Genomic DNA, 26,952 nt, shown 5'->3' on the forward strand with positions numbered 1-26,952 from the left:
CAGACACACCGCTACGCGGGCATTATCCAATGATTCTTCGATAGCAGCTACGCGGGCATCTTTGATGAGTCAACGCGCCAGCTTGATCTTTCGGCCAAATACACAAAGTATTGGTTGCATGGGTGCAACTGAGCGCAAGGCAATCATCATCGGAGCCGGAATCGGCGGGCTGGCCACGGCCCTGGCCTTGCAGAACACGGACTGGAAGGTCCACGTACTGGAACGCTCCGGCACCCTGTCTCCTTCGGGCACCGGCCTGTCACTCTGGCCCAACGCTCTGGCCGCCTTGGAACGGCTCGGCGTCCTGGACGAGGTGCTGGCGGCCGCCGTTCCGGTCCGCGGCGACGTGCTGGATATGGACGGCAACCCGATCATGCTGCTGGAGCAGCTGGATGTCCGGCGCCGCTACGGTCTGCCTATCCAGATGATCCACCGCGCGGACCTCACCGCCATTCTGGCCAAGCCCCTGGAGATCAACACGGTGCACCTGGGCCTCAACGCCGTCGGCTTCCAACCCGGCTTTCCCCGAAGTACAGTCGAACTCGACAACGGCGGCCGGCAGAGCGCCGAACTGGTGGTCGGCGCGGAGGGGCTCTACTCGGTGGTCCGCCCCGCCTTAATCGGCCGGGATAAACCGCGCAGCTCGGGGACCACGGCCTTCCGCGGCGTGTGCGACGCGGCGGGGCTGGACCTCGACTCCGTCCCGTGGGGCGAAATGTGGGGAGACGGCGGCGTTTTCGGTGCCACTCCTCTCTCCGGGAACCGCATCTACTGGTATGCCACCGCGCCCAACGAAGAGCTGGCAGACGCCGGTCACGACGGGTGGAAGATGACGGCGATCGAGAACTTCGCCCATTGGCACCCGGGCATCGAGTCCGTTCTGGTGAAGACCGAGGAAAGCGCCATCATCGCGCACGAGCTCTTTGACCGGAAGCCGGAGCCGGTCTGGTCCGGGCGGTCGGCCACGTTGGTCGGCGACGCGGCCCATCCCATGCTCCCCTTCCTGGGACAGGGCGCCTGCCAGGCGCTGGAAGACGCCGTCGCACTGGCAGACGCGCTGGCGGGCAAAGATTCCATTGCGGACGGTTTGGTGGAATACGAATCGATCCGGGCGCCGCGCGCCAACGAAATAGTGGAACGCTCACGCACCATGGCGCGCCTGGCCCAGCTGGACTCCGCGCCGCTGCGCAAGGCACGCAATACCACCATGCGGCTGCTGCCCAAGGCACTGCGGCTCCGCCGTCTCGACGCCGTGGTGGGCTACGAGGGGCATTGACTTACGTGCCGGTCCGTACTGCAATGGCTTAAAGGGCTGTGCAGTTAGGAGGTCCCGGCCATGAACCTCACGGATTACGGTCAGCTGCTGCTCGCCGGCCTGGCCGTCGTCGCCATTATCGCGGCGACTACCTGGGCTGCCGGGCGGGGAATCGACCGTCCGGATGACCTGGACAATACCTTCTGGTACGCCTTTGCCGGCCTCTCCTGCGCCCTGACGCTCGTCTTCCTGGCATCGGCCCTCAGTGCCACCGCGGCATCGGTCCTGATGGCCCTGCTGCTGCTGACAGTGGTTCCGGCAGGCCTGCATCTACGCCGCCGGTGGCTTGCGTGCAGCCAGGCCGCGGGTACGAATGCTGCAGCGCCCCTGGCAGCGCACCATGATGCGCTGATCAAACGGTGGCTGCAGTACGAGCTGGATCCAGCCGCCGCGGCCGCTGCCCCGGCCCTGAGCGACGCGGCCAACCCTGCAACCGCTGCCATGCTGCGCGGGATGCGGCGCGCCGAACTGTTGCGGCCTGGCCCAGGGCAGCACGGAACGGGCGGATACAGCCGAGGCAGCGAGGGACTGGCGGCCTATGCCGGAGCCGTTACCGAATTCGGGCGGCTGCTCGCCGCCGCCGAACGGGAGGCAGGAGTGGCGGCTGACGAGGCGGGATACTTAGTTGCCCGCCCCATCAGCGAACCTGGCTCTGCAAGCCGCGTTATGCCTGCGGTCAGGAGAACTGCCGGCCGGTGAGCCGCTCGTACGCCTCAATATAACGGGCCCGGGTCTTCTCCACGATGTCCTCCGGCAGGGCCGGCGGCGGCGTGTCCGACGCCTTGTCCCAGCCGGATTCTTCCGAGGTGAGCCAGTCCCGGACAAACTGCTTGTCGAAGGACGGCTGGGCCTGTCCCGGGGCATAAGTGGCCGCGTCCCAGAAGCGGGACGAATCCGGTGTCAGGACCTCGTCGCCCAGGGTGATTTCCCCGGTTTCCGGATCCATCCCGAACTCCACCTTGGTATCGGCCAGGATGATGCCCCGTTTACGGGCGATCTCCTCGGCGCGGCGGTAGATCTCCAGCGTCTTCTTGCTCAGCTGCGCGGCAATATCGTCGCCCACCATGGACACCACGGCGTCGTACGTAATGTTCTCGTCGTGTTCGCCCACTTCGGCCTTCGCCGAGGGCGAGAAGATGGCGGGCTCCAGGCGGGAACCGTCTACCAGTCCTTCGGGCAGCGGGATGGCGCAGACCGTGCGGGACTCGCGGTACTCCGCCAGGCCGGAGCCGGTGAGGTAGCCGCGGGCGATGCATTCCACCGGGAACATGTCCAGCTTCTTGCAGACCATCGCGCGGCCGGCAACAGCCTCGGGGACATCGGTGGACACTACGTGGTTGGCCACGCCCTCAAGCTGCTCGAACCACCACAGGCTCAGCTGGGTCAGGACCCGTCCCTTGTCCGGAATCGGCGTACTCAGCACATGGTCGTACGCACTGATCCGGTCGCTGGCCACTACCAGCACCGTCTGCGCATCATCCATCGGATCCGGCAGCCGGTGCCGCGCCGCAGATTTGTTGTTGGACTGTGCGGAGGCCTCGGCCGATTGCGCCGGAATATATAGGTCGCGCACCTTGCCGGAGTACACGTGGGTCCAGCCGGGCAGCTCCAGGTGTTCGGGGTTGAAGTTCATGCCAGATCCTTTGCTGCTGTTTCGTTTCGCTGGCCGGGCAGGACGATCTCGCCGTTGGCCGCCTTAAGTCCGATGTCCGTGCGGTGCTGCGAACCGTCCAGATGGATCAGTTCCACAGCGTCGTAGGCTTTTTCCCTCGCCTCCACCAGGTCTTCACCCAGGGCGACGACGGCGAGCACGCGCCCGCCGGCGCTGATCACCTTGCGGTGCTCATCCAGCGCGGTGCCTGCGTGGATTACGTGTACGTCCTCGAGGGCGTTGGCCTTCTTCAAGCCGCGGATCCGGTCACCCGTCCGGGGTTTGCCTGGGTAGTTCTCCGAAGCGACAACCACGGTCACAGCGCTGCGACTGGACCAGTTCAGCTGTTCGGACGGGTCCAGCTCGCCCTTGGCCGCGGCGAGCAGCAGCCCGCCCAGCGGAGTGCGCAGCCGCGCGAGCACCGCCTGGGTCTCGGGGTCACCGAAGCGTGCGTTGAATTCGATCACGCGCAGGCCGCGGCTGGTCACGGCCAGACCGCAGAACAGGACGCCGACAAAGGGCGTGCCGCGGTTGGCCATCTCGGTGATCGTCGGCATCGCCACGCGCGCCATGACCTCGTCAACGAAGCCCCGCGGCAGCCACTCCAGCGGCGTGTAGGCGCCCATGCCGCCCGTGTTCGGGCCTTCGTCGCCGTCGTAAATCCGTTTGAAGTCCTGCGCCGGCACCAGCGGAACGGCCCGCTCGCCGTCGGAAATCACAAAGAGGGAGACCTCCGGGCCATCCAGGTATTCCTCGATCACCACTTCCCCGCCGGCGTCGAAGCAGGACTGTGCGTGGGCCAGCGCCTCGTCGCGGTCCTCGGTGACCACCACGCCCTTGCCCGCGGCCAGTCCATCATCCTTAACCACGTAGGGGGCGCCGAAGGTGTCCAGCGCCGCGGCGGCTTCCTCCGCGTTGACGGCCACCCTGGCCATCGCCGTGGGCACGTTGGCCGCGGCCATGATCTGTTTGGCGAAGGCCTTGGAGCCTTCAAGCCGGGCCGCTTCCTTACTCGGCCCGAAGACCGCGATGCCCGCTTCGCGCAGCGGATCCGCCACGCCCGCCGCCAGCGGGGCCTCCGGTCCGATGACCACCAGATCCGACTCCAGCCGCTGCGCGAGCGCCAGCACTGCTGCCGCGTCGTTGGCGTCAATGTCATAGGTGGGCACTATCTGCGCGATGCCTGCGTTTCCGGGCGCTGCATGCACCTCGGTCACATAGGGGTCGGTCAGCAGGGCTCGGACAATTGCGTGCTCGCGGCCGCCGGGGCCAATCACAAGTACCTTCACAACGTCTAAGCGTACTGGGCAGGAGCGCGCTGCCCGAAGTTGTTTCAGCCACCCCAGCCGCCACCTACACTTAGGGGCATGCCCGAAACCTTTAAAGCTGCCGACGCCGTCGAACTGGCAGTCGTGGAACGCAATGGCTTCATCGAGTCCCGCCACCTGGGCTCGGCCGTCGTGATGGCTGCGGACGGTTCCGTGGTCACCGAACTCGGCGACATCAACGCGCCGATCTTCCCGCGCTCCGCGCTCAAGCCGTTCCAGGCCCTCGCCTCGATGCAGTCCGGCGTCCCGCTGCGCGGCGTCCAGGTCGCCCTGGCATGCGCCAGCCACACCGGCTCGCTGGAACACATGGATGTGGTCAACGGCATGCTGAAGGCCGCCGACCTCACCGACGAAGACCTGCAGTGCCCCGCGGCCTGGCCGCAGGACGAGACGGCGCGAGGCTGGCTGGTGCGCACCGACCGCGGGCGGCAGCGAGTGGCGTTCAACTGCTCCGGCAAGCACGCCGGATTCCTGTGGGCCTGTGCGGAAAACGGCTGGGATACCAAGACGTACCTGGATCCGAACCACCCGCTGCAGCGCCGCGTGATGGAGATTATCGAGGAGTACACCGGCGAGCGGATCTCCCATCTGGCCACGGACGGCTGCGGCGCCCCGGTGCCCGCCGTGTCGCTAACCGGGCTGGCGCGCGCCGTCGGCAAGCTGGCCAAGGCCCCTTCGGACAAGAACGCGGACGCCCGCGCGGCCACGATCGCCACCGCGATGGTGGACTACCCCTGGGCGGTCCAGGGCCACGGCCAGGAAAACACCGTGGTCATGGAGGACCTGGAGATCATCGCCAAGCTCGGCGCCGAAGGCGTAATAGTGATGGGCACCGACACGGGTGTCTCCGTTGCCGTGAAGATTCTCGACGGCGGCGCCCGGGCGGCGTCGTTGGTGGGACTCACGCTGCTGGCTGCCGCCGGCGCCCTCGACGCGGAGAAGGTCGGCCCGGTCCTGGAAAAAGTGGTCAAACCCGTGCTCGGCGGCGGCGAACCGGTGGGCCGGATCCGGCTCGCTGCTCCGGTGATGGCGCTGCTGGACTGACCGGCCGGGGGGCGAAGAAAACATGGGAGTACGACGGCGGATCACGGCTGCCGACGGCCACGCCGCCCTGGGCGCGTGGCTGGGCGGGGCGACGGACCGCAAAACCACCGCTACGTCCGTGCGGTTTTCGCTCGAGGAACTCGCGGAGCGCGCGCCGGGCAACAGCGTGGAAGTGCGGGTACCGCCGTTCGGCGTCACCCAGTGCATCGAGGGCCCGCGGCACACCCGCGGCACACCTCCCAACGTGGTGGAATGCGACGGCGCCACCTGGCTGGCGCTGGTGACGGGCACCGAAAACTGGAGCACCGCCGTCGAAAGTGGAAAAGTCTCCGCCTCGGGGCTGCGGGCTGAACTGGCGGATCTGCTGCCGCTTTTCGCTCCGGACCACGGCGCCACCGGCAGCCGGTAGGCTTGAAGCATGAGTTCCGAGCACGTTCCCGCTGAACCAGCCGAGCCCCGCGAGCCGGCCGGACCAGGTACCCCCAACCGTCGCGAAGTGCGGTTGCGCCGCGCACCCAAATTCGGTCCGTTCATGGGCCTTGGAATTGTCCTCGGTATCATCGTGGCCGCCATCTCCGCCTACACAGGCCCGGAAAACGCGGAGTTCACCCGCAGCTCCATTTTCGGTTTCCTGGCCGTGCTTTTCGGCATCGCCGGCATGCTCCTCGGCGCCCTGGTGGTCCTGATCCTGGACCGGATCAGCATCAAGCGCAGCGAGAAAATGATGGCTGTGGAAACCCCGGAACAGACCGACCCGGAACAAGAAGAGCGCTGAGCCGGATTTAGCAGGCTGCCGGCCGCATCCACGATTCATCCGCAGTGCCGTTGCTCACGCCCACCCCCTCCGGCCCCATGGACGGCGCGCCCGGCTGGTCTTAGTTGCCGTAATCCGTTGCCCGGGTCCGTTATTAGCGTGAGACAATACTGAGGTGGCACGCGGTGACGGAAAACTTTCCCATGATCTTCTCCCCGGCGAAAAGGGACCCCAGGATGCCTGTGGCGTCTTCGGAGTCTGGGCCCCAGGCGAAGAAGTAGCAAAACTTACCTACTACGGACTGTACGCTCTGCAGCACCGCGGACAAGAGTCCGCGGGTATCGCCACGAGCGACGGCAAGCGTATCAATGTCTACAAAGACATGGGGCTGGTGTCCCAGGTCTTCGACGAGACGACGCTGAACACGCTGAACGGCCATATCGCCGTCGGCCATTGCCGCTACTCCACTACGGGCGGCTCAACCTGGGCAAACGCGCAGCCGACGCTCGGCGCAACCGCTACGGGCACCGTAGCGCTGGCGCACAACGGCAACCTGACCAACTCCGCGGACCTCTACGACAAGGTCATCGAGAAATTCGGCAAGCCGGATCGCGGCGAGCTGGCGCAGGGCAACACCACGGACACGGCCCTCGTGACGGCGCTGATGGCGGGCGAGCCCGGCCAAAGCCTCGAAGAGCGCTCCATGGAGCTGCTGCCGAAACTGCGCGGCGCCTTCTGCTTCACCTACATGGACGAAGGAACCCTCTACGCGGCACGGGATGAGTCCGGTGTCCGCCCGCTGGTCCTCGGCCGGCTGGAACGTGGCTGGGTTGTCGCGTCCGAAACCGCTGCCCTCGACATTGTCGGTGCCTCGTTTGTGCGCGAAGTCGAGCCCGGCGAGTTCATCGCCATCGATGAGAACGGCCTGCGCTCACAGCGCTTCGCGGAGAAGAAGCCCGCTGGCTGCGTCTTCGAATACGTCTATCTGGCCCGCCCGGACACCTCCATCAACGGCCGCAGCATCCACGCCGCGCGCGTCGAGATGGGCCGCCGTCTGGCCAAGGAACACCCCGTTGACGCTGACTTGGTCATTCCGACGCCGGAATCAGGCACGCCGGCGGCCATCGGCTATGCCGAGGAATCCGGCATTCCCTACGGACAGGGCCTGGTCAAGAACGCCTACGTCGGCCGGACCTTCATCCAGCCGAGCCAGACCATCCGCCAGCTGGGCATCCGGCTGAAGCTGAACCCGCTCCGCAGCGTGGTGCAGGGCAAGCGCCTGGTCGTCATCGACGACTCGATTGTCCGCGGAAACACCCAGCGGGCGCTGGTTCGCATGCTCCGCGAAGCCGGCGCGGCGGAGGTCCACGTCCGGATCTCCTCGCCGCCCATCAAATGGCCGTGCTTTTACGGCATCGACTTCGCCAGCCGCGCCGAACTGATCGCCAACGGAATCGGTGTGGCCGAAGTCCGCGCCTCGCTGGGCGCCGACTCGCTGGGCTACATCTCCGAAAACGGCATGATCGAAGCCACCGAGCAGCCGCGCGAGAAGCTGTGCACCGCCTGCTTCACCGGCGAGTACCCGATCGAGCTGCCGGATGCCAGCCGCCGCGGCAAGAACCTGCTGGAACGGCCGAATGCCGACGAACAGGAGCATGGCTCCTGCGACCCGGGCCCGGACTCGGATTTGGAAAACCTCCTGACTGACGATGACAAGAAAGAGCGAGTATGACCTCCCCTGACCTGGGCGCCAGCCAGATCACCTATGCCAGCGCCGGCGTTGACGTTGAAGCCGGCGACAAAGCCGTTGAGCTGATGAAGGGTGCTATCAAGGCCACCCACAACTCCAACGTCATCGGTGGGGTCGGCGGGTTCGCCGGGCTCTACGATGTCTCCGCGCTCCTGAAGTACCGCAAGCCTCTGCTGGCCACCTCCACTGACGGCGTCGGCACCAAGGTCGCCATCGCGCAGGCCATGGACATCCATGACACGATCGGTTTCGACCTGGTCGGCATGGTCGTCGACGACATCGTCGTAGTCGGAGCCGAGCCGCTGTTCATGACGGACTACATCGCCTGCGGCAAGGTTGTCCCCGAGCGCATCGCCGACATCGTCCGCGGCATCGCGGCGGCCTGCGAGGTCGCCGGTACCGCACTGGTCGGCGGCGAAACGGCCGAGCACCCTGGCCTGCTTGGTGAACACGAGTACGACGTCGCGGGCGCAGCCACCGGCGTGGTGGAAGCCGACAACCTGCTGGGCCCGGACCGGGTCAAGGACGGGGACGTGGTCATCGCCATGGCTTCCTCGGGCATCCATTCCAATGGCTATTCGCTGGTCCGCCGCGTGATCAACCACGCCGGCTGGGCCCTCGACCGCCAGGTCTCCGAACTCGGCCGGACGCTTGGCGAAGAGCTTCTCGAACCGACCAAGGTCTACGCAGCGGACTGCCTCGATCTGGCACGGTACGAGGCGGCCGGCGTACACGGCTTCAGCCACGTGACCGGCGGCGGTCTCGCTGCGAATCTGGCGCGCGTGCTCCCGCAGGGTCTGATGGCCACCGTGGACCGTTCCACCTGGGAACTGCCCGCCATCTTCAAGCTTGTCGCCCAACTCGGCAATGTCCCGCAGGCAGACCTGGAACGCACCCTGAACCTCGGGGTAGGCATGGTTGCCATCGTGGACGCTGCCGGCGCCGATGCCGCACTGGCACGGCTGAACGAGCGCGGTATGACCGCGTGGGCCATGGGCACCGTCGGTGCTGTTGATGGTTCGCTGTCCGGGCCGGACTTCGTCCAGGGTGCCAAGGGTGTCGACGGCGGAGCCGTGCACCTTGTCGGCAACTACGCATAGCCTCACCGTGCCCCGGGTGCCAGACTGGGCACATGGGAGCATTCGTCGTCGTTGTTTTTGTGCAGCCGGTTGCTGCCGGTCTCACGTTCGAGCGTTCACAATGGCCGCTGCATATAACCTTGGCGCGCTTTGACACCAAAGAAAGCGCCGACGTCGTCATGGGCCGCCTCGGTCCGGCGCTGACCCGACACCTGGGCTTCCGAGTGCGGGTCGGCGGGGACGACTATTTCGGCCGCAACGGCACAGTGCACGTCTCGCTGGTGGAACCGGTGCCCCGCCTGCAGCGCCTGCATGAGGAATGCCTTGCTGCTATTGGCCCCGATGCTCATGTCCTGAGCCCGCACCATACTGGCAAACATTTCCGGCCACATGTCAGCCATACCGTGGGCCGGCTTCAGCCCGGCGACGAGATCTCGGTGCGGCAGGGGGCACTGGTGGACATGCGCCCGGACTCGGACAGCCGGTTCCGCAGGGTCCTCGGCGTGTGGGATGGCAATGCGGAGGCAGATGTCAGCCTGCCGTTAAACGCCTCTTAGCGGCGTGCCAGGCACACCGCTAAGAGATGAGATTCAATGCTGAAAGTGCCGGCAACTGCCCGGCGATGCTCAGCCGATGCGGCGAGTTTCCTCGTCCTCATCGTCGAATTGATCTGCGTACTTGTCCTCATACGCCGAATAGTCCGGCTCAGCCGGTTCCTCCGGATACCGGCTGGAGGCACTACTCTTAGACGCTGCCAGCTCACGCTGTAGCGCCGTGTAGTCAGTGTTCGGGGTGAAGTACTTCATCTCCCGAGCCTGCTTGGTTGCTTTTGCCTTTTGACGGCCGCGCCCCATGGCGTGACCCCCTTTATCGCCTCGATCCGGAGGTGGTCGCTCGGGCGACGAGCGAGGCCCCGGAATGTTTGATCAATTCTGTCGTATATCTAGGGTACATGCTTTCTTCGGGTCCTGTTGCCGCAGCACAAGCACCGAACTTCGCAAAATCCGGTCTGTCACAGCCCGGTCCGGTCGCGATATCCTGCATTGGCGCCTGATAGTTGGCTAAAGTCGGGAGTAAAGGACATTTCCGCAAAGCGCGGGGCAGGTATCAGGAAGGCAATTTTCCCCATGAGCGAACAAGGCAAAAAGCCAGACGACGCCGCCCCGGCGGCCGAACCGGAGGCTGATGCCGTGCCCGTCGCAGAGCCGGAGCTGGAGACGAACCCCGAAGAGTTGAAATTTTCGGAGCCCAAGCTCGACCAGGCCCGGATCGGCAACGATGCCGCGCAAGAAGCCGAGCTTGATGCCGTTGCCGCCGAAACCGAGGCTGCGGCCAAAGAAGCCGAAGCGGCCGGTCAGCAACTCGGCCGCGGCCAAAGCACAGATGTTCCGGCGACTGCGGCAGGCACCGCACCTGCCGGCGCGGCGGCCGGCGATACCGCGGCTGCGTCCGGCGACGAAACCAATGCGGGACTCAGCCTGGAGGCGGCGTTGCCAGAGCCGCAATGGGCTGCGGAGGCCACCGATGACAGACAGTGGGACCGGATCTTCGACGCGGTCCAGGTTTCTGCCGCGGCGGAACACGTAGAGCGCGGCGCCCCTGCCTCCGAGGTGGCAGCCGCCGATGCCGGCCCGCCTGTCCGGACAGAAGGCAAGGCCGAGCCGCAGCCCCGCGCAACCACTCCCCCGCCCGCCGAAGATCCCGGCACCGTACCGCCGTCGCAATGGACTCCGGGACCGCAGAATTCCGACGGTGAGACAGCCCCGAACACGTGGTATTCGGTCGGCCAGCCGCCTTCCGGAAGGAAACCGGCAGCAGCCGCTGGTCCCGCAGACAGGCCCCGAGGCAAAGCCTTGCTGTTCATTGCCCTCGGCATTGTCGCCGCCATTGTGATTATCGTGGTGATCATCATCAGCCTCCTCAACAGGGGCGGCGAACCAACAGGCACCGCCACGAGTTCCTCGCCGGCCGTTGCGGACTCGCCCGGCGCGGACGGGATCATCGCGGAGGACGTTTCCCCATTCGATTTCGAAGAGGGCCAGTGCTTCATCGACTTCGAAGCGGCCACCCAGAATGCCACCGTCGTCAGCTGCGAGACCCCGCATGCTGCCCAGCTCGTCGGCACGTACTTCTATGAGGAGACCGACGAATTCCCGGGCAAGGACCAACTCAACGTACAGGCCGAGGAGTTCTGTTCAGCCATCGAGCTGAACGCCAATGCCGACGAGTACGAGAACCTGCGCAACTCCTATGGCATGCCGTCAGAAGGCACTTGGCAGGAAGGTGACCGCCGCATCGACTGCTTTGTCATCTCCGACGAAGGCAACAACATCTCGGCGTCCCTCATCGGCGAATAAGTACAACGGCGCCGGCGCCGAAGACAACTCCAAAGAAGCAGCAGAGCCTGCCCCATAACCGGGGGCAGGCTCTGCTGCTTTGCGTAGGGCGGGTGCTACTTCGCCCGGACGGTCAGGCCTTCGGCGCCGTCATCGAGAGAGACCTCGGCGACGTCCACCAGAACCGTGTCACCATCCGAGATCTCACCGGAGAGCAATCCGCGGGCCAACCGGTCGCCGATCTCCCGCTGCACCAGGCGGCGCAGTGGACGGGCACCGTACGCCGGATCAAAGCCAGTCAACGCGAGCCACTCACGGGCGGCGTCTGTCACCTCCAGCGTGAGCCGGCGCTCATTGAGCCGGGCCGCGAGCGACTGTACCTGCAGATCCACGATGCGGGACAGCTCTTCGATGCTCAGCGGATCAAACATGATCACGTCATCCAGCCGGTTCAGGAATTCCGGCTTAAAGCTCGCGTTGACCACCTTCATGACTGCTTCGCGCTTCTGCCCATCGTCCAGCATCGGGTCAACCAGGAACTGGGAACCTAGGTTGGAGGTCAGCACCAGGATCACGTTGCGGAAGTCCACCGTGCGGCCTTGCCCGTCGGTGAGCCGTCCGTCGTCGAGCACCTGGAGCAGGATGTCGAACACTTCCGGATGTGCCTTCTCGACCTCGTCCAGCAGCACGACCGAGTACGGCCGGCGGCGAACCGCTTCGGTCAACTGGCCGCCTTCTTCGTAACCGACATAGCCCGGAGGGGCACCCACCAGGCGGGACACGGAATGCTTCTCCGAGTACTCACTCATGTCGATCCGGACCATCGCGCGCTCGTCGTCGAACAGGAAGTCCGCCAGCGCCTTGGCCAACTCGGTCTTACCTACACCCGTGGGCCCAAGGAACAGGAAGGATCCCGTGGGCCGGTCCGGATCGCTGATCCCGGCCCGCGCCCGCCGGACAGCGTCGGACACAGACGCTACCGCCTTGGACTGGCCGATCAGGCGGCCCCCGATGAACTGTTCCATCTGCAGCAGCTTCTGCGACTCCCCCTGCAGCATGCGCCCGGCAGGAATTCCGGTCCACGCCGAAATGACCTCGGCGATGTCGTCGGCACCAACCTCCTCAGACACCATGAGTTCAGGTGCTTCCGTCTGGGTTTCGGCCGCTTGTGCCGCATCCAGATCCTTCTGCAGAGCAGGGATTTCGCCATAGAGGATACGGGAGGCCTCGGCCAGGTCGCCGTCGCGCTGGGCCTTGTCCGCCAGGCTGCGCAGCTCATCGAGTTTGGCCTTCAGATCACCCACCCGGTTCAAGCCGGCCTTCTCCGCTTCCCAGCGGGCATTGAGGGCAGCCAACTGCTCCTTCTTATCAGCCATGTCAGCGCGCAAAGCCTCGAGCCGCTCCTGCGATGCCACATCCGTTTCGTCGGCGAGGGCCAGTTCCTCCATGGTCAGCCGGTCAACGGCACGGCGGAGCTGGTCGATCTCCTCGGGAGCCGAATCGATTTCCATCCGCAGCCGGGAGGCGGCTTCGTCAACGAGATCAATCGCCTTGTCCGGCAGCTGCCGGCCAGCGATGTAGCGGTTGGACAAGGTAGCCGCGGCGACCAAAGCCGAGTCGGCAATGGAAACTTTATGGTGCGCTTCGTAGCGTTCCTTCAGACCGCGCAGAATGCCGATGGTGTCATCCACGCTGGGCTCCCCTACATACACCTGCTGGAAACGGCGCTCCAAGGCAGGATCCTTCTCCACGTTCTCACGGTATTCATCCAGCGTGGTGGCGCCGATCAGCCGCAGCTCACCGCGGGCCAGCATCGGTTTGAGCATGTTGCCCGCATCCATGGATCCTTCGGAGGCGCCGGCGCCGACAACGGTGTGGAGTTCGTCGATAAAGGTAACGATCTGTCCGTCCGAGTTCTTGATTTCCTCCAGCACGGCTTTGAGCCGTTCCTCGAACTCACCGCGGTATTTGGCGCCGGCCACCATGGAGCCGAGGTCGAGGCTGATCAGGGTCTTGCCCCGCAGGGACTCCGGGACATCCCCGGCAACCATGCGCTGCGCCAACCCCTCCACAACAGCGGTCTTGCCGACGCCTGGCTCACCGATCAGTACGGGATTGTTCTTGGTCCGGCGGGAGAGAACCTGGACAACGCGCCGGATCTCGGAGTCGCGCCCGATGACCGGATCCAGCTTGCCGGAGCGTGCGATGGCGGTCAGATCTACACCAAATTTCTCCAGCGCTTGAAAGGTGTTTTCCGGATCCGCACTGTCCACCCTGCGGTCACCGCGCACGCCGGGCAACGCCGCCCGCAGAGCTTCATGTGAAGCGCCGGCGTCCCGCAGGATTTTCCCGGTGGCAGCCGAGTCAGCCGCCAGCCCCAGCAGCAGGTGTTCGGTGGATACGTAGGAGTCACCGAGCTTCTCGGCCTCCTGCTGAGCCACATTGATGACCTGCAGAATGGCGCGCGAGTACTGCGCCTGGGCCACCGAAGACCCGGACGATGCGGGCAGGGCCTTGATGGCCGAACTGGCCTGAACACTGACCGTATTCGGATCAGAACCCGTGGCTTTCAAAAGTGCGACGGCGACACCTTCGCGCTGGTCCATCAGCGCCTTGAGCAGGTGCGCCGGCTCGATCTGGGGGTTACCCGCCGTCGAGGCGTTCATGGCAGCGGAGGAGAGAGCCTCCTGGCTCTTGGTAGTGAATTTGGCGTCCAACACGAGCTCCCTTCCATCGGCTGTTGTGCATGACTTCAACGCAACTAAGTTGAGTGTACTACGCTCAACTTTGGAAGTAAAGTTATCCACACCCTTCCGGCGCCGGCCACTCCTATCGTGGCATCGCAAAACAGGTACGTGAAGAGAACTTGCTGGATAGCGAGTACGGCACCTCGCGTGACGCGACTACGCTGGTGTCATGGCAGCAATTCCGGGATGGCCACGGCAGGCAGGCGATGGAAACAACACTGCAGACTGAGCGCCTGATCCTCAACCGGCCGCGGGGTGAGGACGTAGACGCCATGTTCCGGATCCTCTCCGACCGGCGGACTACCCGGCACAATCCCGGCGACGCGCTGGGCTGGCGCGAAGAAGCAGAGGGCCTGTTCGCGCATTGGGAGGACCAGTGGGACCGTCACGGCGTGGGCTACTTTGCCATCCGGTTGCCTGACCGGACTGACCCGATCGGTTTTGCCGGCGTCAAACATGTTCTGCTCGACGACCGGCCCGTCCTTAATCTGTACTACCGGCTGGATCACCGCTCGTGGGGAAAGGGTTACGGGACGGAAGCAGTCCGCGCCGTCGTCGTGCATATAAACGAACTGTTGGAGTTGCCGCCCATCATGGCCCGGGTCAAGCCTCGCAATATCGCCTCCGCAAAAATTGTTGCGGGTCTGGGTTTCATACGGGCACCCGGCTTGGATTTGTCGGCCGATGACGAGCATGAGGACGTCTATGTGCTGAACTGGGACCGACAACTCTGACCGATAGGAAATCATGCGCATCATTGAATTCGCGTCGTTGAAGGTGGAGCCCTGGCGCAATGGCGGCGGCGTTACGCGTGAGATTGCGCTGGGTGGCACAGCAACGGAACCGGCGTGGCGGCTGAGCATCGCCGACGTCACGGCGGCCGGCGCCTTCTCCGCATTCCCCGGGATGGAGCGTACCTTCACCGTGATCGAGGGGGACGTTGTTGAGCTGACGGTCGACGGCGTTCCACGCAGGCTGGAGCGGTTCCGCCCTTATAGGTTCGACGGCGGCAGCACCACCTCATGTGCGCTTCCCACCGGCGCCTGCCGTGCCCTGAACGTCATGACACGCAAGGATTCCTTCGGTGCCGGCGTCCTCATTGCAGAGTTATCCAAGAAGCAGCCGCTGCCCGTCCAGCCGGACCAGTTTCTTGTGCTGCTGCAGGGACAGGCTCAGGTTCTGGATGGAACCGTTGCTCAGGCCCTGTCGCCCTTCGACACCGTCGCCGGCAGCGCTCCGCAGGATCAAGCAACCACTGGGGTACCGGGCGAGCCGCAAGACGATGTTCCACGCCTGCCCGAAATCAGCGGCCGAGGTTTCGCCGCCCTGGTGTCGGTCTTCACCCTGTAGCGTGGCCAAGCAACCTATCCGCCGTCGTCCGCACTGTTTTCAACTTTTACCGCGGAGACCTCGAATTCGAGCACAATCCGGTCGGACACAAGCACCCCGCCGGAGTCCATCGCGGTGTTCCATTTAACGCCGAAATCCTGACGGTTGATCCGGCGCGTGCCTTCGAAACCGGCGCGCAGTTGCCCGCCCGGGTCCCGTTCGACGCCGACGAACTCGATGGGAATGGAAATCTGCTTGGTCATGCCGCGGATGGTGAGGTCCCCGTTGACGATGAAATTGCGCTCGTCCACCTGGTCGATCTGTGTGCTGACGAAAGTGATCTCCGGGTAATTCGGTGCGTCGAAAAAGTCGTTGGTCCGCAGATGTCCGTCCCGCTGTTCGCTGCGCGTATCAATGCTGGCTACTTTGATGGTGAGCTTGACGGACGAATTGGACGGATTTTCCACATCCGCATGGATGACCCCGTCAAACTCGTTGAACGCACCCCGTACTTTGGTGACCATAGCGTGCCGGGTGGAAAATCCGATTCGGGTATGCGCCGGATCAAACCGCCATTCTCCGGACAAGTCGGCCGTGAGCTCAGACATTGCTGCCTCCTGAATATAGGGCACAGGCACTGCCTCCCCAGGCAGATGGATGTGTCCGGCCCATGAGTAAATAGCCTGAACGGCTATGCAGGTAATTCCAGCACATCCACAGGGAGATTGCACCTGTTTTCCACGATGAATGATGCTTCCGAGGGCACTGCTGCTGCACCCTGCGAAGGCTGGCAAGGTGGCGCTGACCGGGGCTATCTTCCTGACCTCCAGCTCAAATAGACTGTGGTCATGACGGCACTAGAGGCATCTCAGGGCATTGAGAACCTTTCCTCCAGCCAGTGCTGGGAAATGTTCCGCAGTACCGATTTCGGCCGGCTCGCAGTGGTTGTGGAAGGGCATCCGGAGATTTTTCCCATCAACTACGTCGTCGATCATGGCTCCATCGTTTTCCGGACCGCGCGGGGCACGAAACTGGATGGTGCGCTCTCCGACGTCAACGTCGCGTTTGAGACGGACGGCTACAACACGGCAACCAATATGGCCTGGAGCGTGGTCCTCAAGGGCCCCGCCGAGCGCCTGAGCAGCATTGAAGACGTCTTGGCCTCGTCCATGCTGCCCCTGTTTCCCTGGCAGGGCGGCGAGAAGAACAACTTTGTCCGGGTTGTCCCCTCGGACATCACCGGTCGGCGCTTCCGAGTGCAGTCCGTCGCTCGCCGCATTCCCGGGGTTAGCGATGTACGCCGGCTCAACGTCGAATAATCGCTCTAGCGTCCGTACCCCGGGTACTGCCGGTCGTAACCGATGACCGGGTACTGCTTGTCATAGCCGATGAACGGACGGTCCGTGGGCACAATTTCCTTGCCCAGCGGCGTCAGGGATACCGGAATCATTTTCAGGTTGGCGATCGCCATGGGTATGCCGATGATCGTCACCGCCTGCGCGATGGCCGTAGCCACGTGCCCGATGGCGATCCAGATCCCGGCCACCAGGATCCAGATGATGTTGCCGAGCGTCGACATGACATAGGTGCGGCCGCCTTTGTCCACCACCTTCCTGCCGAACGGCCACAGCGCGTACCCCGCAATCCGGAAGGACGCGATGCCGAAGGGAATGGTGATGATCAGCGCGCAGCAAATGATGCCGGCCAGGAAATACCCCGCCGCCAACCAGATGCCGCCCAGCAGCAGCCAGATGATATTCAGTATTGCCCTCATACACCCATTCTGGCCGCTGCGACCAATATGCGCCATCAGGTAAGGCCCTGACCAACCCTCATATGGAGTCGGTCAGGGCCTTGGCCAGCGGGCTCGTTGAGCCCCGGGCAGAACTAGCGGCTGCGGCGGGCGTTGCTGGCCGGCGCCGAGGCGCGGCGGTTACCGCGGCGCGGGGCGGACGACGAGGGCGCCTGACCGACGCCGCGTCCCTCCCCACGTGCGTTGGATGACTGCTGTCCGCCAGCAGACCCTGCCGTACGCTGCCCGGTGGCCCGCTGTCCTGTGGCAGGACGGCGCGAACGGCCGGGCTGAGCTACATCGGCGTCAGCACGACGGCCACCCGGGGCAGCGGTATTGCGCGCTGCGGGTCCGCGGCCGGCACCGTCTGCCGCAGTTGCGCGGCTTGTTCCACCAGCGGATGCACCGGCAGTGCGGCCGCGGCCACCCTGGGACCGGGCAGCGCGCTTGCGCTGGGCATTGGCTCCGGTGGACTTGCCCTGCTTAGGGGCAGCACCACGGTGGGCAGCCTTGGCATCCATTGCCGCACGGCGGGCTACCGGGTCTACCGGGGCCGCGACGTCCCCGACAAGTTTGGCCACCAGCGGAGAGGAAGCGGTCACGGATTCAAAGGCTACGTCAACGCCGGCAGCCTTCATCAGCTTGCCGACTTCGAGCTTCTGGTCCGGGATCACGATGGTGACAACCGTGCCGTCGGTGCCCGCACGAGCGGTACGGCCGGAACGGTGCAGGTAAGCCTTGTGTTCCGTGGGCGGGTCAACATGCACGACGAGTTCGATCTCATCGACATGCACGCCGCGGGCGGCCACATCGGTGGCCACCAGGACGCGGACGTCGCCCGAGGAGAACTCGGCCAGGTTCCGGTCGCGGGCATTCTGCGAAAGGTTTCCGTGCAGATCCACCGCGGGAATGCCTGAATCGGTCAGGGTCTTGGCCAGCTTGCGCGCGTGGTGCTTAGTGCGGGTGAACAGAATACGGCGGCCGGCGCCGGACGCCAGCGCCTTCACGAGCTGCTTCTTCACGGTCTGGTCCGGTGAGACCAGCACATGGTGTTCCATAGTGCTTACGGCGGCCTGCGGATTGTCCACGGAGTGGGTCAGCGGGTTGGACAGGTAGCGCTTGACGAGTTTGTCCACGCCGTTGTCCAAGGTGGCGGAAAACAACATGCGCTGGCCCTGGCTGGGAGTGGTATCGAGCAGACGCTGGACCACGGGAAGGAAGCCCAGGTCCGCCATGTGGTCCGCTTCGTCGAGGACGGTGATTTCCACCGACTCCAGCGTGAGGATCTTCTGCTTCATCAGGTCCTCGAGACGCCCGGGGCAGGCAACCACAATGTCGACGCCGGCGCGCAGCGCCTTTTCCTGCCGCTGCTGCGAGACGCCGCCGTAGATCACCGTGGTGTTCAGGCCCATTTCGCGGGCCAGCGGCTCGATGGTCGCGTTGATCTGCGTAGCCAGCTCGCGGGTGGGAGCGAGCACCAAGCCCAGCGGGCGGCCCGGCTTACGGCGGTAGGCTGCTTCCTGCTCGGCCAGCCGGGAAACCAGCGGCAGGGCAAAGGCGAGCGTCTTTCCGGATCCGGTGCGGCCGCGGCCCAGGACGTCGCGTCCGGCCAGCGTGTCCGGGAGGGTTTCCACCTGGATCGGGAACGGTTCGGTGATGCCGCTGCCGGTCAACGAGGTGACGAGCGGCGAGGGAACTCCGAGCTGCTTAAAAGAGCGCACGGCAGTAGAGGTAGTCATGAGAGTAATCAGGTACTTTCGGTCAGTGTCCCCGGCACCGGCATGGCCCAGGGTTTCGCCGAAGAAAATCATCAGACAGAGTCAACCGCTCGGCTTCTTACCTGTTGGTCAGGACTTCTGGAGAAGCGATGGAACTGCGGGAGAAATGTGAAAGCGTTCATCGACGCAGGGAACGTACACCAATGCACGCTCCAAGTAGGTCAAGTTTACCAGCCCCACGGCATCGTCCCGACCACGGCTATTCTGAAGGAGATGACTCACGAGACCAGTTCTTCCCACACACCTTCTTCCGGCGGCACCGGCAACGCTGACGGCGACACCGAAACCGCGCATGCAGCGGAGCCATTCCTGACCCGTACGGTCAGCTTTGTCCGCCGCGGCAACCGGCTGCAGGGACGCCGGCAGCAGGCCTGGAACGACTATGCGGAAAAGTACGTGATCGACGTTCCCCGGGACAAAACCGACACGTCCGTGCATCCGGACTTCGTCCTCAACGCGGACGCCGCTTTCGAACGCGAAGCACCGCTCGTCGTCGAAATCGGTTCCGGCCTGGGCGAAGCCGTCTGCCATGCCGCCGAGCAGGACCCCGCCCGCAACTTCCTGGCGCTGGAGGTTTACAAGCCCGGCCTGGCGCAAACGCTGCTGCGCGTGGGGCAAAAGGGTTTGCGCAACGTCCGGGTGGTCCAAGCCAACGCGCCGGAGGTGCTCGCCACCATGCTCCCGGCCGGTTCGGTCAGCGAATTGTGGGTCTTTTTCCCGGACCCGTGGCACAAGACGCGCCACCACAAGCGCCGACTCGTGCAGGAAAGCTTTGCCGGTTTGGCGGCGCGCGTGTTGGAACCCGGGGGCTTGTGGCGGCTGGCCACGGACTGGTCTTCCTATGCCATCCAGATGCGCGACGTGGGCGAGGCCTCGGAGGACTTTGACAATGTCCATGCCGGCGAACGTTCAGGCGCGGACAGTCCGCTGACCAAAGTCTGGGAAAGCGGCGTCGAAAAAGTGGTCGGCGGTGCCCCGGTCCGCGAGGGCAAACTGCCGGTCAGCACCGGCAACGCTAGCGAGGGTGAAGGCATGGACGACATCGGCGGCTGGGCGCCACGTTTCGAGGGCCGGGCGCTGACCAGCTTCGAGCAGAAGGCGCATGAGGCAGGCCGGGAGATTTTCGATCTGACGTACCGCCGCAGGCAGCCGTAGCCGCTGGCCGCAGGCCCCGGGCCTTCAGTCCCGCGTGACTACCGAGGCGACCGGGACGGCGGCGTCATTCTTGATCTCGACCCTGACGATCTCTTCAGTTCCGACGTCGGTAGCTGCCGTGAGCCGGGCTCGGCCTGCGGGCGTTGCCTTCCACGTGGCCACCTGGCGGGCCTTGCCCGTGGAGTCGGTGACCCAGAGGGACAATACACCGCTGTCGGGCAGCTGTTCGCCGTCCACAGCCAGCTCGGTGCCCCACCGCTTGTACACCAGGTCCAGATCCACCTGCAGGCCGCGGGAGGAAGCCATCGTATAGCTGTCCATCTCCTGCTCCGGCGCCGTGACCATCGGTCCGACAACCGCACCGATGATCAGCGATGCCGCGGCGACGGCGGCAACCAAGCCAGCCACCCGGCGTCGTGCTTTGCGACGGCGCACCGCCAGTTCGTTCAGCAACCGCTTGGTATTCTGCTGGATTTCTTCAATGGGCGGTTCCGCCAACTCCAGCGCTTCGTCCCGCGGCACGGCGTCAAGCATGCCTGGAAGGCTCTCCAGTTCCGCGGCCTCCTGGCGGCAGACCGGGCAATCGTTGAGATGAGCTTCGAAGGCCCTGGCCTCATCCCGCCGGAGACCACCGAGGATGTAAAGCCCGAGCAGTTCGCGCAACTGCTCATGGTCGGCCTTCATCGCTTGACTCCCATTTCATCGAGCACGGACCGTAGAGCCTTCACACCGTAAAAGGCACGCGACTTGACCGTCCCCAGCGGCACGTGAAGTTCCTCGGCCGCCTCGGCGGCGGTGAGCCGCTGGTAATGCAACGCCAAAATGACGTTCCTGTGGTCCACGCTGAGCCTTGTCAGGGCTTCCTCCATAATCACTTTGAGCAAGAGCCGGTCCACTTGGTCGGCCGTTGCCAACTCTTCTTCCGGCATGTTTGTTTCCTGGGCCCTGCTGCTGCGGCGCCGGTGATTGTCGATAATGACGTGCCGCGCGGTCCGGTACAGGTAACCGCGCATGTTCTCGACCTCCGGGCCCAGTTTCCAGACGCGCAGGATCGTCTCCTGCACTACGTCTTCGGCCTGGTCCGGGTCTGAAGTGGCGGCCAGCACGAACCGCCTAAGTGCCGCCGCATGGTCGCGGTACAACTGCGCGACCGCTTCTTCTTCCATCGACATCGACGTTCCTCCTGACCGGACAGCCCGGGTTCCGGAGCCCTCCGCAATCAGGAAGACGTGCCCAACAACGGAATGGTTCACCGGTAGGGAAGAAGAACATCCCCCAGGCGTTGAACCATTTTCGCCCGGCACTACGTCTTTGCCAATAGCGGCCTGCAACGGGCGGGCCGGGACCGAGCGCAGCCCGGTTGATCGTTAGGAATTCCTCATGAAAATCAAACTCAGTGGTGCTGCTGCCCTTATGACCGCAGCCCTTCTCGGCCTCACAGGATGCGGAGGCGGCGACGAATCAGGCACGGAAGCCCCGCCGCCGGCCGAGGAAACGACCGCCATGCCCGAGACCACCGAATCGGCACCGGGCGGGGCAAGTGCCCCGGCCTCCGGTGAAGCCGGTGCGATGGCTGGTTCCCAGCTCATGACTGCCGAAACCGATCTCGGTGAGATTGTGGTCGATGGCGAGGGAATGACCGTCTACTACTTCACCAAGGACGAAAAGGATTCCGGTGTCAGCAACTGCACCGGCGACTGCCTGGTCGCGTGGCCGCCTGTCCTGACGGAAGGCGATGCCCCGGAAGTTGAAGGCATCACGGCGGAAGTCGGAACTATTGACACCCCTGATGGCAAGAAGCAGGTGACCATTGACGGCATGCCGATCTACTACTGGCAGAATGACAAGGCCCCGGGAGACGTCGACGGCCAGGGCGTCAACGACGTCTGGTATGTAGTGGCCCCGGATGGCGAAATGATCCGCTGAAAGAACGCAGATTAGTCTTGGTTCCCGATTGAAACCAAGACGTGGCAGGGCATGATCGATACAACCGAGGCCCTGCTCCTTCGTCAGACAGGCGGAGGGTCCGACGCGTGGGTGGACGAGGCCAACAGGGCCGGAGTATCCACCCGGGCGGGACTCTCCGCCTGTCTGACGTCCCAGGACATGACTGGTTACAGCGCCATGACTGCAGTGAACGCGCTGCCGGGTGGTTCATTACGGCCGGGCCCCATCTCCACAGGGGCCCTTACACACCTGCCCTGTCCACATGGCTTCGGCGCGGCCTTCGGATCAGGCGTGCCTGCGCCTAGCGTCGACCGTATGAGCACAACCGAAAAGAACCATCTCGCAATTGCGCAGATGCAGGCGGAAGACCGGCCCAGGGAGCGCATGGCCCGGATGGGCATCCGCAGGCTGAGGGACGCGGAGGTGCTGGCGCTGGTCATCGGATCCGGGACGCGGGATGCCAGCAGTCTGGAACTGGCGCAGTCGGTCCTCAAAAGGCTCGGCGGTCCGGCCGGGCTGCAGCTCGCCGACCCCGGGGAACTTCAGGAAGTGCCCGGTGTCGGCGCTGCTCTGGCCGCACGGATCGCCGGCGCCATGGAGTTATCGCGGCGGGCAGCTCTCAGGAGTGCGGGCGCCAGACCACCAAGGCCTGGCTCCGTGGCCGCGGACGCTTCCCGCGGGCCAGAGTAACAACGTCTCCGGCCAGCCCGGCGGCGAATACCCGGCTCGCTTCCGTTCCACTCTGCCGCCGCGTGCTTTCGAGCTCGGCGGTCAGTTCCTGCACCCGGGAGCGCAGCGCGTTCACCTGGTTCTCCAGCTCCAGGATCCGCTTGATGCCCTCAAGCGACACGCCTTCCTGCGACAACCGCTGGACCTCCCGCAGGGTGTCCACGTCGCGTTGCGAATAGCGACGCTGGCGGCCACGCTGCCGGGACGGTGAGACCAGGCCCAGCCTGTCGTACTGGCGCAGGGTTTGCGGATGCATCTCCGCGAGCTCTGCAGCTACGGAGATCACAAAGATAGGCGCGTTGCGGTCAATACCCATTGCTCTCTCCATATCTGTCGGCTAAAGCCTGGCTTTGGCTGCCAGGTTCGCGCGGGGATTCGCATCCCCTGTGGCCGCGGCGAATGCCTTGACGGCTTCTTCCGCTTCCTTGTTCAGGTTTTGTGGAACAACGACGTCGATGGTTACCAGCAGATCCCCGGTCGCCTTGGCCGTCTTCACACCGCGTCCCTTGACCCGCAGGGTCCGTCCCGAAGGCGTGCCGGCCGGCACCTTCACTTTCACCGCTTCGCCGTTCATGGTGGGAACTTCAATCTGCGCCCCCAACGCCGCCTCGTCGAAGGTCACCGGGACATGGATCCGAAGGTTGTCAGCGTCGCGCGTGTAGAAGCTATGCGGCTGGACATTCACGGTCACCATCAGGTCGCCGTTGCCGGCCGGACCGGGCTGGCCTTTGCCGCGGACGCGGACTTTTTGACCGTCCTTAATACCGGCGGGAATACGGACGTCAATGACTTCACCGGAAGGCTCACGCAGCCCGATGGTGGTTCCCTTGATGGAACCGGCAAAGGAAATGCTGGTGGAGGCGGTCCGGTCCGCACCCTTGCGCGGGGGCGCCTGCGGCGGCTGGAACCCGCCCCCGAATCCGCCGCCGAACAGGTCGGCGAACTCGGGCGGAATATTCCCGTTGCCGAATCCGCCGGCGGAACGGCTGCGGGTACCCTGGCCGAACATATTGCCGAAGATGTCCTCAAACCCGCCGCCGCCCGGCGCGCCCGCTCCGCCAGCGGTAAAGCGGGCTCCGCTGCCCATCGCCCGGATGGCGTCGTACTGCTGGCGCTCCTCTGGATCGGAGAGCACCGAATATGCTTCGGAGACGTCCTTGAACATCTTTTCAGCCGTGGCGTCAGAGGAGTTCGTGTCCGGATGGTACTTCCGGGCAAGCTTGCGGTATGCCTTCTTGATGTCGGCATCCGACGCGTCCTTGGAGACACCAAGGATCTTGTAGAAGTCCTTCTCGACCCAATCCTGGCTAGCCATTCAGGCGCCTCCTTTCGTGTAGTTCAAAGTCTATGGTGGCCCGAGAGCCGATGAGAGCCGGGGACGTCCCTACGACGTCCCCGGCCTCGTTCGGAGCTACTCGGCCGGTACAGCCACAATCACCTGGGCAGCACGCAGGACGCGCTCCCCGGATTTGTACCCGGTCCGCAGGATCTGGCTGACCGAATCAACCTGGACATCCGCGCTTTGCTGCTGCATCAGCGCTTCGTGGATATTCGGATCGAACTCCACGTCCGTCTCGGAGATCGGTTCCAGGCCGTAGACCTTCAGGACGTTTTCCAGCTTGGCCGCGATTGCGGCGAAGGGTCCGTCCTCGAGGTCGCCATGCTGGCGTGCGGCATCGATGTCGTCAAGTACCGGAAGCAGTGAGTTGAGAACGCCGATGATGGCCATCTGGCCGGCCACCGCGCGGTCCCGTTCCACCCGCTTGCGGTAATTGACATACTCCGCTTGAAGACGCAGCAGGTCATTCCTCAGCTCTGCTGCTTGTTCCGAGTCCGCGCCCTGGGCTACCGACTCCCCCGCGGGAACGTCGGTGCTGTTCAGGATTGCCTCGGCCTGGGACAGAGCGTCACCCTCAACATCCTCGGTCGCGGGAGCCTCCGCGGCGGCAGCCTCCTCGGCTGCCTCCGCATCGGCAGGTGCTTCCTGGCCACGGACCTTGCCCGTCTCCGGGTCAATCTTACGGTTGTCGCGGAAGCTCACCGGCTCTGACTCGTGCTCGTGCTCGTTACCGTGGTGGGGCATAGTTACTTCTTCTCTTCTTCCTCGTCGACAACCTCGGCGTCGACGATGTCCTCGTCAGCGTTGGCAGAGCCCTGTCCGGCGGTGCCGTCTGCTCCCGGTGCACCCTCGCCGGCTGCGCCGGAGGCCTGGGCCTGCGAGTAGATGGCCTCGCCGAGCTTCGTCTGGGAAGCCTGCAGCTTCTCGAACGCGGACTTCACCTCGTCGTCGTTGTCCTGCTTCTCCAGTGCGGATTTCAGGGCATCAACGTCGGCCTTGACCTCGGTCTTGACCGCTTCGGGCAGCTTGTCGTCATTGTCGGCGAGCAGCTTGTCCACGGAGTAGGCCAGCTGCTCGGCGGAATTGCGGACATCGGCGGCCTCGCGGCGCTTCTTGTCCTCGGCTGCGTGCTCCTCGGCCTCGCGGACCATGCGGTCGATGTCATCCTTGGACAGTGCGGTACCGCCCGTGATGGTCATGGACTGCTCGGCGCCGGTGCCCTTGTCCTTGGCGGAAACGTGCACAATGCCATTGGCGTCGATGTCGAAGGTGACCTCGACCTGGGGCACGCCGCGCGGAGCCGGCGCGATGCCGGTCAGCTCGAAGGTGCCCAGCGGCTTGTTGTCCCGCGTGAACTCGCGCTCGCCCTGGAAGACCTGGATGGCCACCGACGGCTGGTTATCGTCCGCCGTCGTGAAGGTCTCGCTCCGTTTGGTCGGGATCGCGGTGTTGCGCTCGATCAGGTGCGTCATGATGCCGCCCTTGGTCTCGATGCCGAGGGACAGCGGGGTGACATCGATGAGCAGCACGTCCTTGCGCTCACCCTTCAGCACGCCGGCCTGCAGGGCAGCACCCACGGCGACGACCTCGTCCGGGTTTACGCCCTTGTTCGGCTCCTTGCCACCGGCCATTTCCTTGACCAGGTCGACCACGGCGGGCATGCGGGTGGAACCGCCGACCAGAACGATGTGGTCAATGTCGGAAACCTTGATGCCGGCTTCCTTGATGACGTCGTGGAACGGCTTCTTGGTCCGGTCCAGCAGGTCCTTGGTCAGTTCCTGGAACTTGGCACGGCTGAGGTGCTCGTCCAGGTGGACCGGACCCTCCGGGGTCACCGAGAGGTACTGCAGCGAGATATTGGTGGAGGAAGCCGAGGACAGTTCCTTCTTGGCCTGCTCGGCAGCTTCCTTCAGACGCTGCAGGGCAATCTTGTCCTTGGACAGGTCCGCACCCTTGGACTTGGCCTGCTGGAGCAGGAAGTCCACAACGCGCTGGTCCCAGTCGTCGCCGCCGAGGCGGTTGTCACCCGACGTGGAACGGACCTGGATGGTGGAGAAATCATCTTCGTCCTTGCCAACTTCCAGCAGCGAGACGTCGAAGGTACCGCCGCCGAGGTCGAAGACCAAGATGAGTTCATCTTCCTTGCCCTTGTCGAGGCCGTAGGCCAGTGCGGCAGCCGTCGGCTCGTTGACAATACGCAGGACGTTCAGGCCCGCAATTTCGCCGGCTTCCTTGGTGGACTGGCGCTCGGCATCGTTGAAGTATGCCGGAACGGTGATCACAGCGTCGGTGACCTTCTCACCCAGATAGGACTCGGCGTCGTGCTTGAGCTTCTGCAGCACGCGGGCGGAGATTTCCTGTGCGGTGTAGTTCTTGCCGTCGACCTCGACCTTCCAGTCCGTGCCCATGTGGCGCTTGACCGAAGCGATGGTGCGCTCGATGTTGTTGACGGCCTGGCGCTTGGCGATTTCGCCGACGAGGACCTCGCCGGACTTGGAGAATGCCACGACCGACGGGGTGGTGCGGCCACCCTCGGCGTTGGCGATAACGGTGGGCTCGCCACCTTCCAGCACGGAAACCACGGAGTTGGTGGTACCGAGGTCAATACCTACTGCACGAGACATACGCTTGTCCTTTCTTGATGAACCGAAGACCGGCCCGAAATAGTGGTCCCGCCGCCGGCTGGACCCCTGAGGACCGAACCGGCGGAGCCCTGGCATTGCAGGGCCTGAACCATATTGAGCGTTCTGCACTCAAGTTTACTCAGACTCGAAACGATGTCAATTCAACTTGAGCCAAGTCGACTCAAGTTTGACGCAGAGGGTCAAGCCGGCGAGTTCGCGACGAAGACCGCCAGCGCGCGGTTTGCGGCCTGAAAC

General features: G+C 64.5%; 28 protein-coding genes. 15 read left to right on the forward strand and 13 right to left on the reverse strand.

Translation table 11 applies throughout. From position 1 onward, the window contains the following. Positions 1–118 precede the first annotated feature (118 nt). Positions 119–1,276, forward strand: a complete 1,158-nt coding sequence (locus tag AC3A4M_RS16740; protein ID WP_498737085.1) for an FAD-dependent monooxygenase — start codon at positions 119–121, stop codon at positions 1,274–1,276. Between the two features lie 60 nt (positions 1,277–1,336). Further along, on the forward strand, positions 1,337–2,014 hold the full coding sequence (locus AC3A4M_RS16745) for a hypothetical protein (protein ID WP_498737087.1): 678 nt from the start codon (positions 1,337–1,339) through the stop codon (positions 2,012–2,014). On the opposite strand, the gene AC3A4M_RS16750 is transcribed toward AC3A4M_RS16745, so the two are convergent. Continuing rightward, the gene (locus AC3A4M_RS16750; RefSeq protein WP_498737089.1) at positions 1,992–2,948 is read right to left on the reverse strand and encodes a phosphoribosylaminoimidazolesuccinocarboxamide synthase; all 957 of its coding nucleotides are present in this window, start codon (positions 2,946–2,948) and stop codon (positions 1,992–1,994) included. The genes AC3A4M_RS16745 and AC3A4M_RS16750 overlap by 23 nt on opposite strands. Next, positions 2,945–4,255 carry a phosphoribosylamine--glycine ligase gene (gene purD, locus AC3A4M_RS16755; RefSeq protein WP_498737091.1) on the reverse strand — a complete coding sequence of 437 codons (1,311 nt, stop codon included), beginning with the start codon at positions 4,253–4,255 and terminating at the stop codon, positions 2,945–2,947. The genes AC3A4M_RS16750 and purD overlap by 4 nt, the downstream gene beginning before the upstream one ends. Before the next feature lie 78 nt (positions 4,256–4,333). Here purD and AC3A4M_RS16760 point away from each other — a divergent pair, with 78 nt between their 5' ends. The 6 genes from AC3A4M_RS16760 (at position 4,334) to AC3A4M_RS16785 (ending at position 9,478) form a co-directional block, all read left to right on the forward strand. Beyond that, the gene (locus tag AC3A4M_RS16760) at positions 4,334–5,338 is read left to right on the forward strand and encodes an asparaginase (protein WP_498737093.1); all 1,005 of its coding nucleotides are present in this window, start codon (positions 4,334–4,336) and stop codon (positions 5,336–5,338) included. A gap of 22 nt (positions 5,339–5,360) precedes the next feature. Continuing rightward, positions 5,361–5,747: a sterol carrier family protein gene (locus tag AC3A4M_RS16765; RefSeq protein ID WP_498737095.1), complete on the forward strand. Its 387-nt coding sequence runs from the start codon at positions 5,361–5,363 to the stop codon at positions 5,745–5,747. A gap of 9 nt (positions 5,748–5,756) precedes the next feature. Next, a complete protein-coding gene (locus AC3A4M_RS16770; RefSeq protein WP_498737096.1) occupies positions 5,757–6,113 on the forward strand; it encodes a hypothetical protein in 357 nt (118 codons plus the stop codon). A 154-nt stretch (positions 6,114–6,267) separates the two neighbouring features. Continuing rightward, entirely contained in the window at positions 6,268–7,824 is a 1,557-nt protein-coding gene (gene purF, locus AC3A4M_RS16775; RefSeq protein ID WP_498732097.1) for an amidophosphoribosyltransferase, read from the forward strand. Beyond that, entirely contained in the window at positions 7,821–8,942 is a 1,122-nt protein-coding gene (gene purM, locus AC3A4M_RS16780; RefSeq protein ID WP_139004538.1) for a phosphoribosylformylglycinamidine cyclo-ligase, read from the forward strand. Before purF ends, purM begins: the two co-directional genes overlap by 4 nt. A gap of 32 nt (positions 8,943–8,974) precedes the next feature. After that, positions 8,975–9,478, forward strand: a complete 504-nt coding sequence (locus tag AC3A4M_RS16785; RefSeq protein WP_498737099.1) for a 2'-5' RNA ligase family protein — start codon at positions 8,975–8,977, stop codon at positions 9,476–9,478. Between the two features lie 69 nt (positions 9,479–9,547). On the opposite strand, the gene AC3A4M_RS16790 is transcribed toward AC3A4M_RS16785, so the two are convergent. After that, entirely contained in the window at positions 9,548–9,775 is a 228-nt protein-coding gene (locus AC3A4M_RS16790) for a DUF3073 domain-containing protein (RefSeq protein ID WP_074701078.1), read from the reverse strand. A gap of 273 nt (positions 9,776–10,048) precedes the next feature. Here AC3A4M_RS16790 and AC3A4M_RS16795 point away from each other — a divergent pair, with 273 nt between their 5' ends. Further along, positions 10,049–11,278: a septum formation family protein gene (locus AC3A4M_RS16795; protein ID WP_498737101.1), complete on the forward strand. Its 1,230-nt coding sequence runs from the start codon at positions 10,049–10,051 to the stop codon at positions 11,276–11,278. A gap of 95 nt (positions 11,279–11,373) precedes the next feature. On the opposite strand, the gene clpB is transcribed toward AC3A4M_RS16795, so the two are convergent. Next, a complete protein-coding gene (gene clpB, locus AC3A4M_RS16800; protein ID WP_498737367.1) occupies positions 11,374–13,974 on the reverse strand; it encodes an ATP-dependent chaperone ClpB in 2,601 nt (866 codons plus the stop codon). A gap of 236 nt (positions 13,975–14,210) precedes the next feature. On the opposite strand from clpB, the gene AC3A4M_RS16805 reads away from it, so the two are divergent. Both AC3A4M_RS16805 and AC3A4M_RS16810 read left to right on the forward strand, forming a co-directional pair. Beyond that, positions 14,211–14,738: a GNAT family N-acetyltransferase gene (locus tag AC3A4M_RS16805; RefSeq protein WP_498737102.1), complete on the forward strand. Its 528-nt coding sequence runs from the start codon at positions 14,211–14,213 to the stop codon at positions 14,736–14,738. Between the two features lie 13 nt (positions 14,739–14,751). Then, on the forward strand, positions 14,752–15,354 hold the full coding sequence (locus tag AC3A4M_RS16810) for a HutD/Ves family protein (protein WP_498737104.1): 603 nt from the start codon (positions 14,752–14,754) through the stop codon (positions 15,352–15,354). A gap of 14 nt (positions 15,355–15,368) precedes the next feature. On the opposite strand, the gene AC3A4M_RS16815 is transcribed toward AC3A4M_RS16810, so the two are convergent. Further along, on the reverse strand, positions 15,369–15,941 hold the full coding sequence (locus tag AC3A4M_RS16815; protein ID WP_498737105.1) for a YceI family protein: 573 nt from the start codon (positions 15,939–15,941) through the stop codon (positions 15,369–15,371). Positions 15,942–16,181: 240 nt separating this feature from the next. Between AC3A4M_RS16815 and AC3A4M_RS16820 the strand changes: the two genes are divergently transcribed. Then, positions 16,182–16,652, forward strand: a complete 471-nt coding sequence (locus AC3A4M_RS16820; protein ID WP_498737107.1) for a pyridoxamine 5'-phosphate oxidase family protein — start codon at positions 16,182–16,184, stop codon at positions 16,650–16,652. Positions 16,653–16,657: 5 nt separating this feature from the next. Here AC3A4M_RS16820 and AC3A4M_RS16825 read toward each other — a convergent pair whose 3' ends face one another. Next, on the reverse strand, positions 16,658–17,107 hold the full coding sequence (locus tag AC3A4M_RS16825) for a YccF domain-containing protein (RefSeq protein ID WP_264670126.1): 450 nt from the start codon (positions 17,105–17,107) through the stop codon (positions 16,658–16,660). A gap of 113 nt (positions 17,108–17,220) precedes the next feature. Then, positions 17,221–18,864, reverse strand: a complete 1,644-nt coding sequence (locus tag AC3A4M_RS16830) for a DEAD/DEAH box helicase (RefSeq protein ID WP_498737109.1) — start codon at positions 18,862–18,864, stop codon at positions 17,221–17,223. A gap of 252 nt (positions 18,865–19,116) precedes the next feature. On the opposite strand from AC3A4M_RS16830, the gene trmB reads away from it, so the two are divergent. Continuing rightward, positions 19,117–20,058 (forward strand): tRNA (guanosine(46)-N7)-methyltransferase TrmB, encoded by a 942-nt coding sequence (gene trmB / locus AC3A4M_RS16835; RefSeq protein ID WP_498737111.1) that lies wholly within the window; start codon positions 19,117–19,119, stop codon positions 20,056–20,058. Between the two features lie 24 nt (positions 20,059–20,082). Here the strand turns inward: trmB and AC3A4M_RS16840 are convergent, their stop codons facing one another. Together AC3A4M_RS16840 and AC3A4M_RS16845 are read right to left on the reverse strand one after the other, a co-directional pair. Next, positions 20,083–20,742, reverse strand: coding sequence for a zf-HC2 domain-containing protein (locus AC3A4M_RS16840; protein WP_498737113.1), 660 nt, complete (start codon positions 20,740–20,742; stop codon positions 20,083–20,085). Then, positions 20,739–21,230 (reverse strand): sigma-70 family RNA polymerase sigma factor, encoded by a 492-nt coding sequence (locus AC3A4M_RS16845; RefSeq protein ID WP_498737115.1) that lies wholly within the window; start codon positions 21,228–21,230, stop codon positions 20,739–20,741. Before AC3A4M_RS16845 ends, AC3A4M_RS16840 begins: the two co-directional genes overlap by 4 nt. Positions 21,231–21,438: 208 nt before the next feature. Between AC3A4M_RS16845 and AC3A4M_RS16850 the strand changes: the two genes are divergently transcribed. Both AC3A4M_RS16850 and AC3A4M_RS16855 read left to right on the forward strand, forming a co-directional pair. Continuing rightward, on the forward strand, positions 21,439–21,984 hold the full coding sequence (locus AC3A4M_RS16850; RefSeq protein WP_139004525.1) for a COG4315 family predicted lipoprotein: 546 nt from the start codon (positions 21,439–21,441) through the stop codon (positions 21,982–21,984). A 336-nt stretch (positions 21,985–22,320) separates the two neighbouring features. Continuing rightward, a complete protein-coding gene (locus AC3A4M_RS16855) occupies positions 22,321–22,695 on the forward strand; it encodes a UPF0758 domain-containing protein (protein ID WP_498737118.1) in 375 nt (124 codons plus the stop codon). Here the strand turns inward: AC3A4M_RS16855 and AC3A4M_RS16860 are convergent. The 4 genes from AC3A4M_RS16860 to dnaK all read right to left on the reverse strand — a co-directional run bounded on the left by AC3A4M_RS16860 (position 22,625) and on the right by dnaK (position 26,697). Next, positions 22,625–23,050, reverse strand: a complete 426-nt coding sequence (locus AC3A4M_RS16860; protein ID WP_498732114.1) for a heat shock protein transcriptional repressor HspR — start codon at positions 23,048–23,050, stop codon at positions 22,625–22,627. The genes AC3A4M_RS16855 and AC3A4M_RS16860 overlap by 71 nt on opposite strands. Before the next feature lie 21 nt (positions 23,051–23,071). Further along, on the reverse strand, positions 23,072–24,049 hold the full coding sequence (locus tag AC3A4M_RS16865; protein ID WP_498737119.1) for a DnaJ C-terminal domain-containing protein: 978 nt from the start codon (positions 24,047–24,049) through the stop codon (positions 23,072–23,074). 96 nt (positions 24,050–24,145) lie between these two features. Beyond that, the gene (locus AC3A4M_RS16870) at positions 24,146–24,817 is read right to left on the reverse strand and encodes a nucleotide exchange factor GrpE (protein WP_498737121.1); all 672 of its coding nucleotides are present in this window, start codon (positions 24,815–24,817) and stop codon (positions 24,146–24,148) included. A 2-nt stretch (positions 24,818–24,819) separates the two neighbouring features. Beyond that, positions 24,820–26,697 (reverse strand): molecular chaperone DnaK, encoded by a 1,878-nt coding sequence (gene dnaK, locus AC3A4M_RS16875; RefSeq protein ID WP_498737122.1) that lies wholly within the window; start codon positions 26,695–26,697, stop codon positions 24,820–24,822. Positions 26,698–26,952 lie beyond the last annotated feature (255 nt).

Source organism: Arthrobacter sp. Soil_C_60 (genome assembly GCF_057656375.1).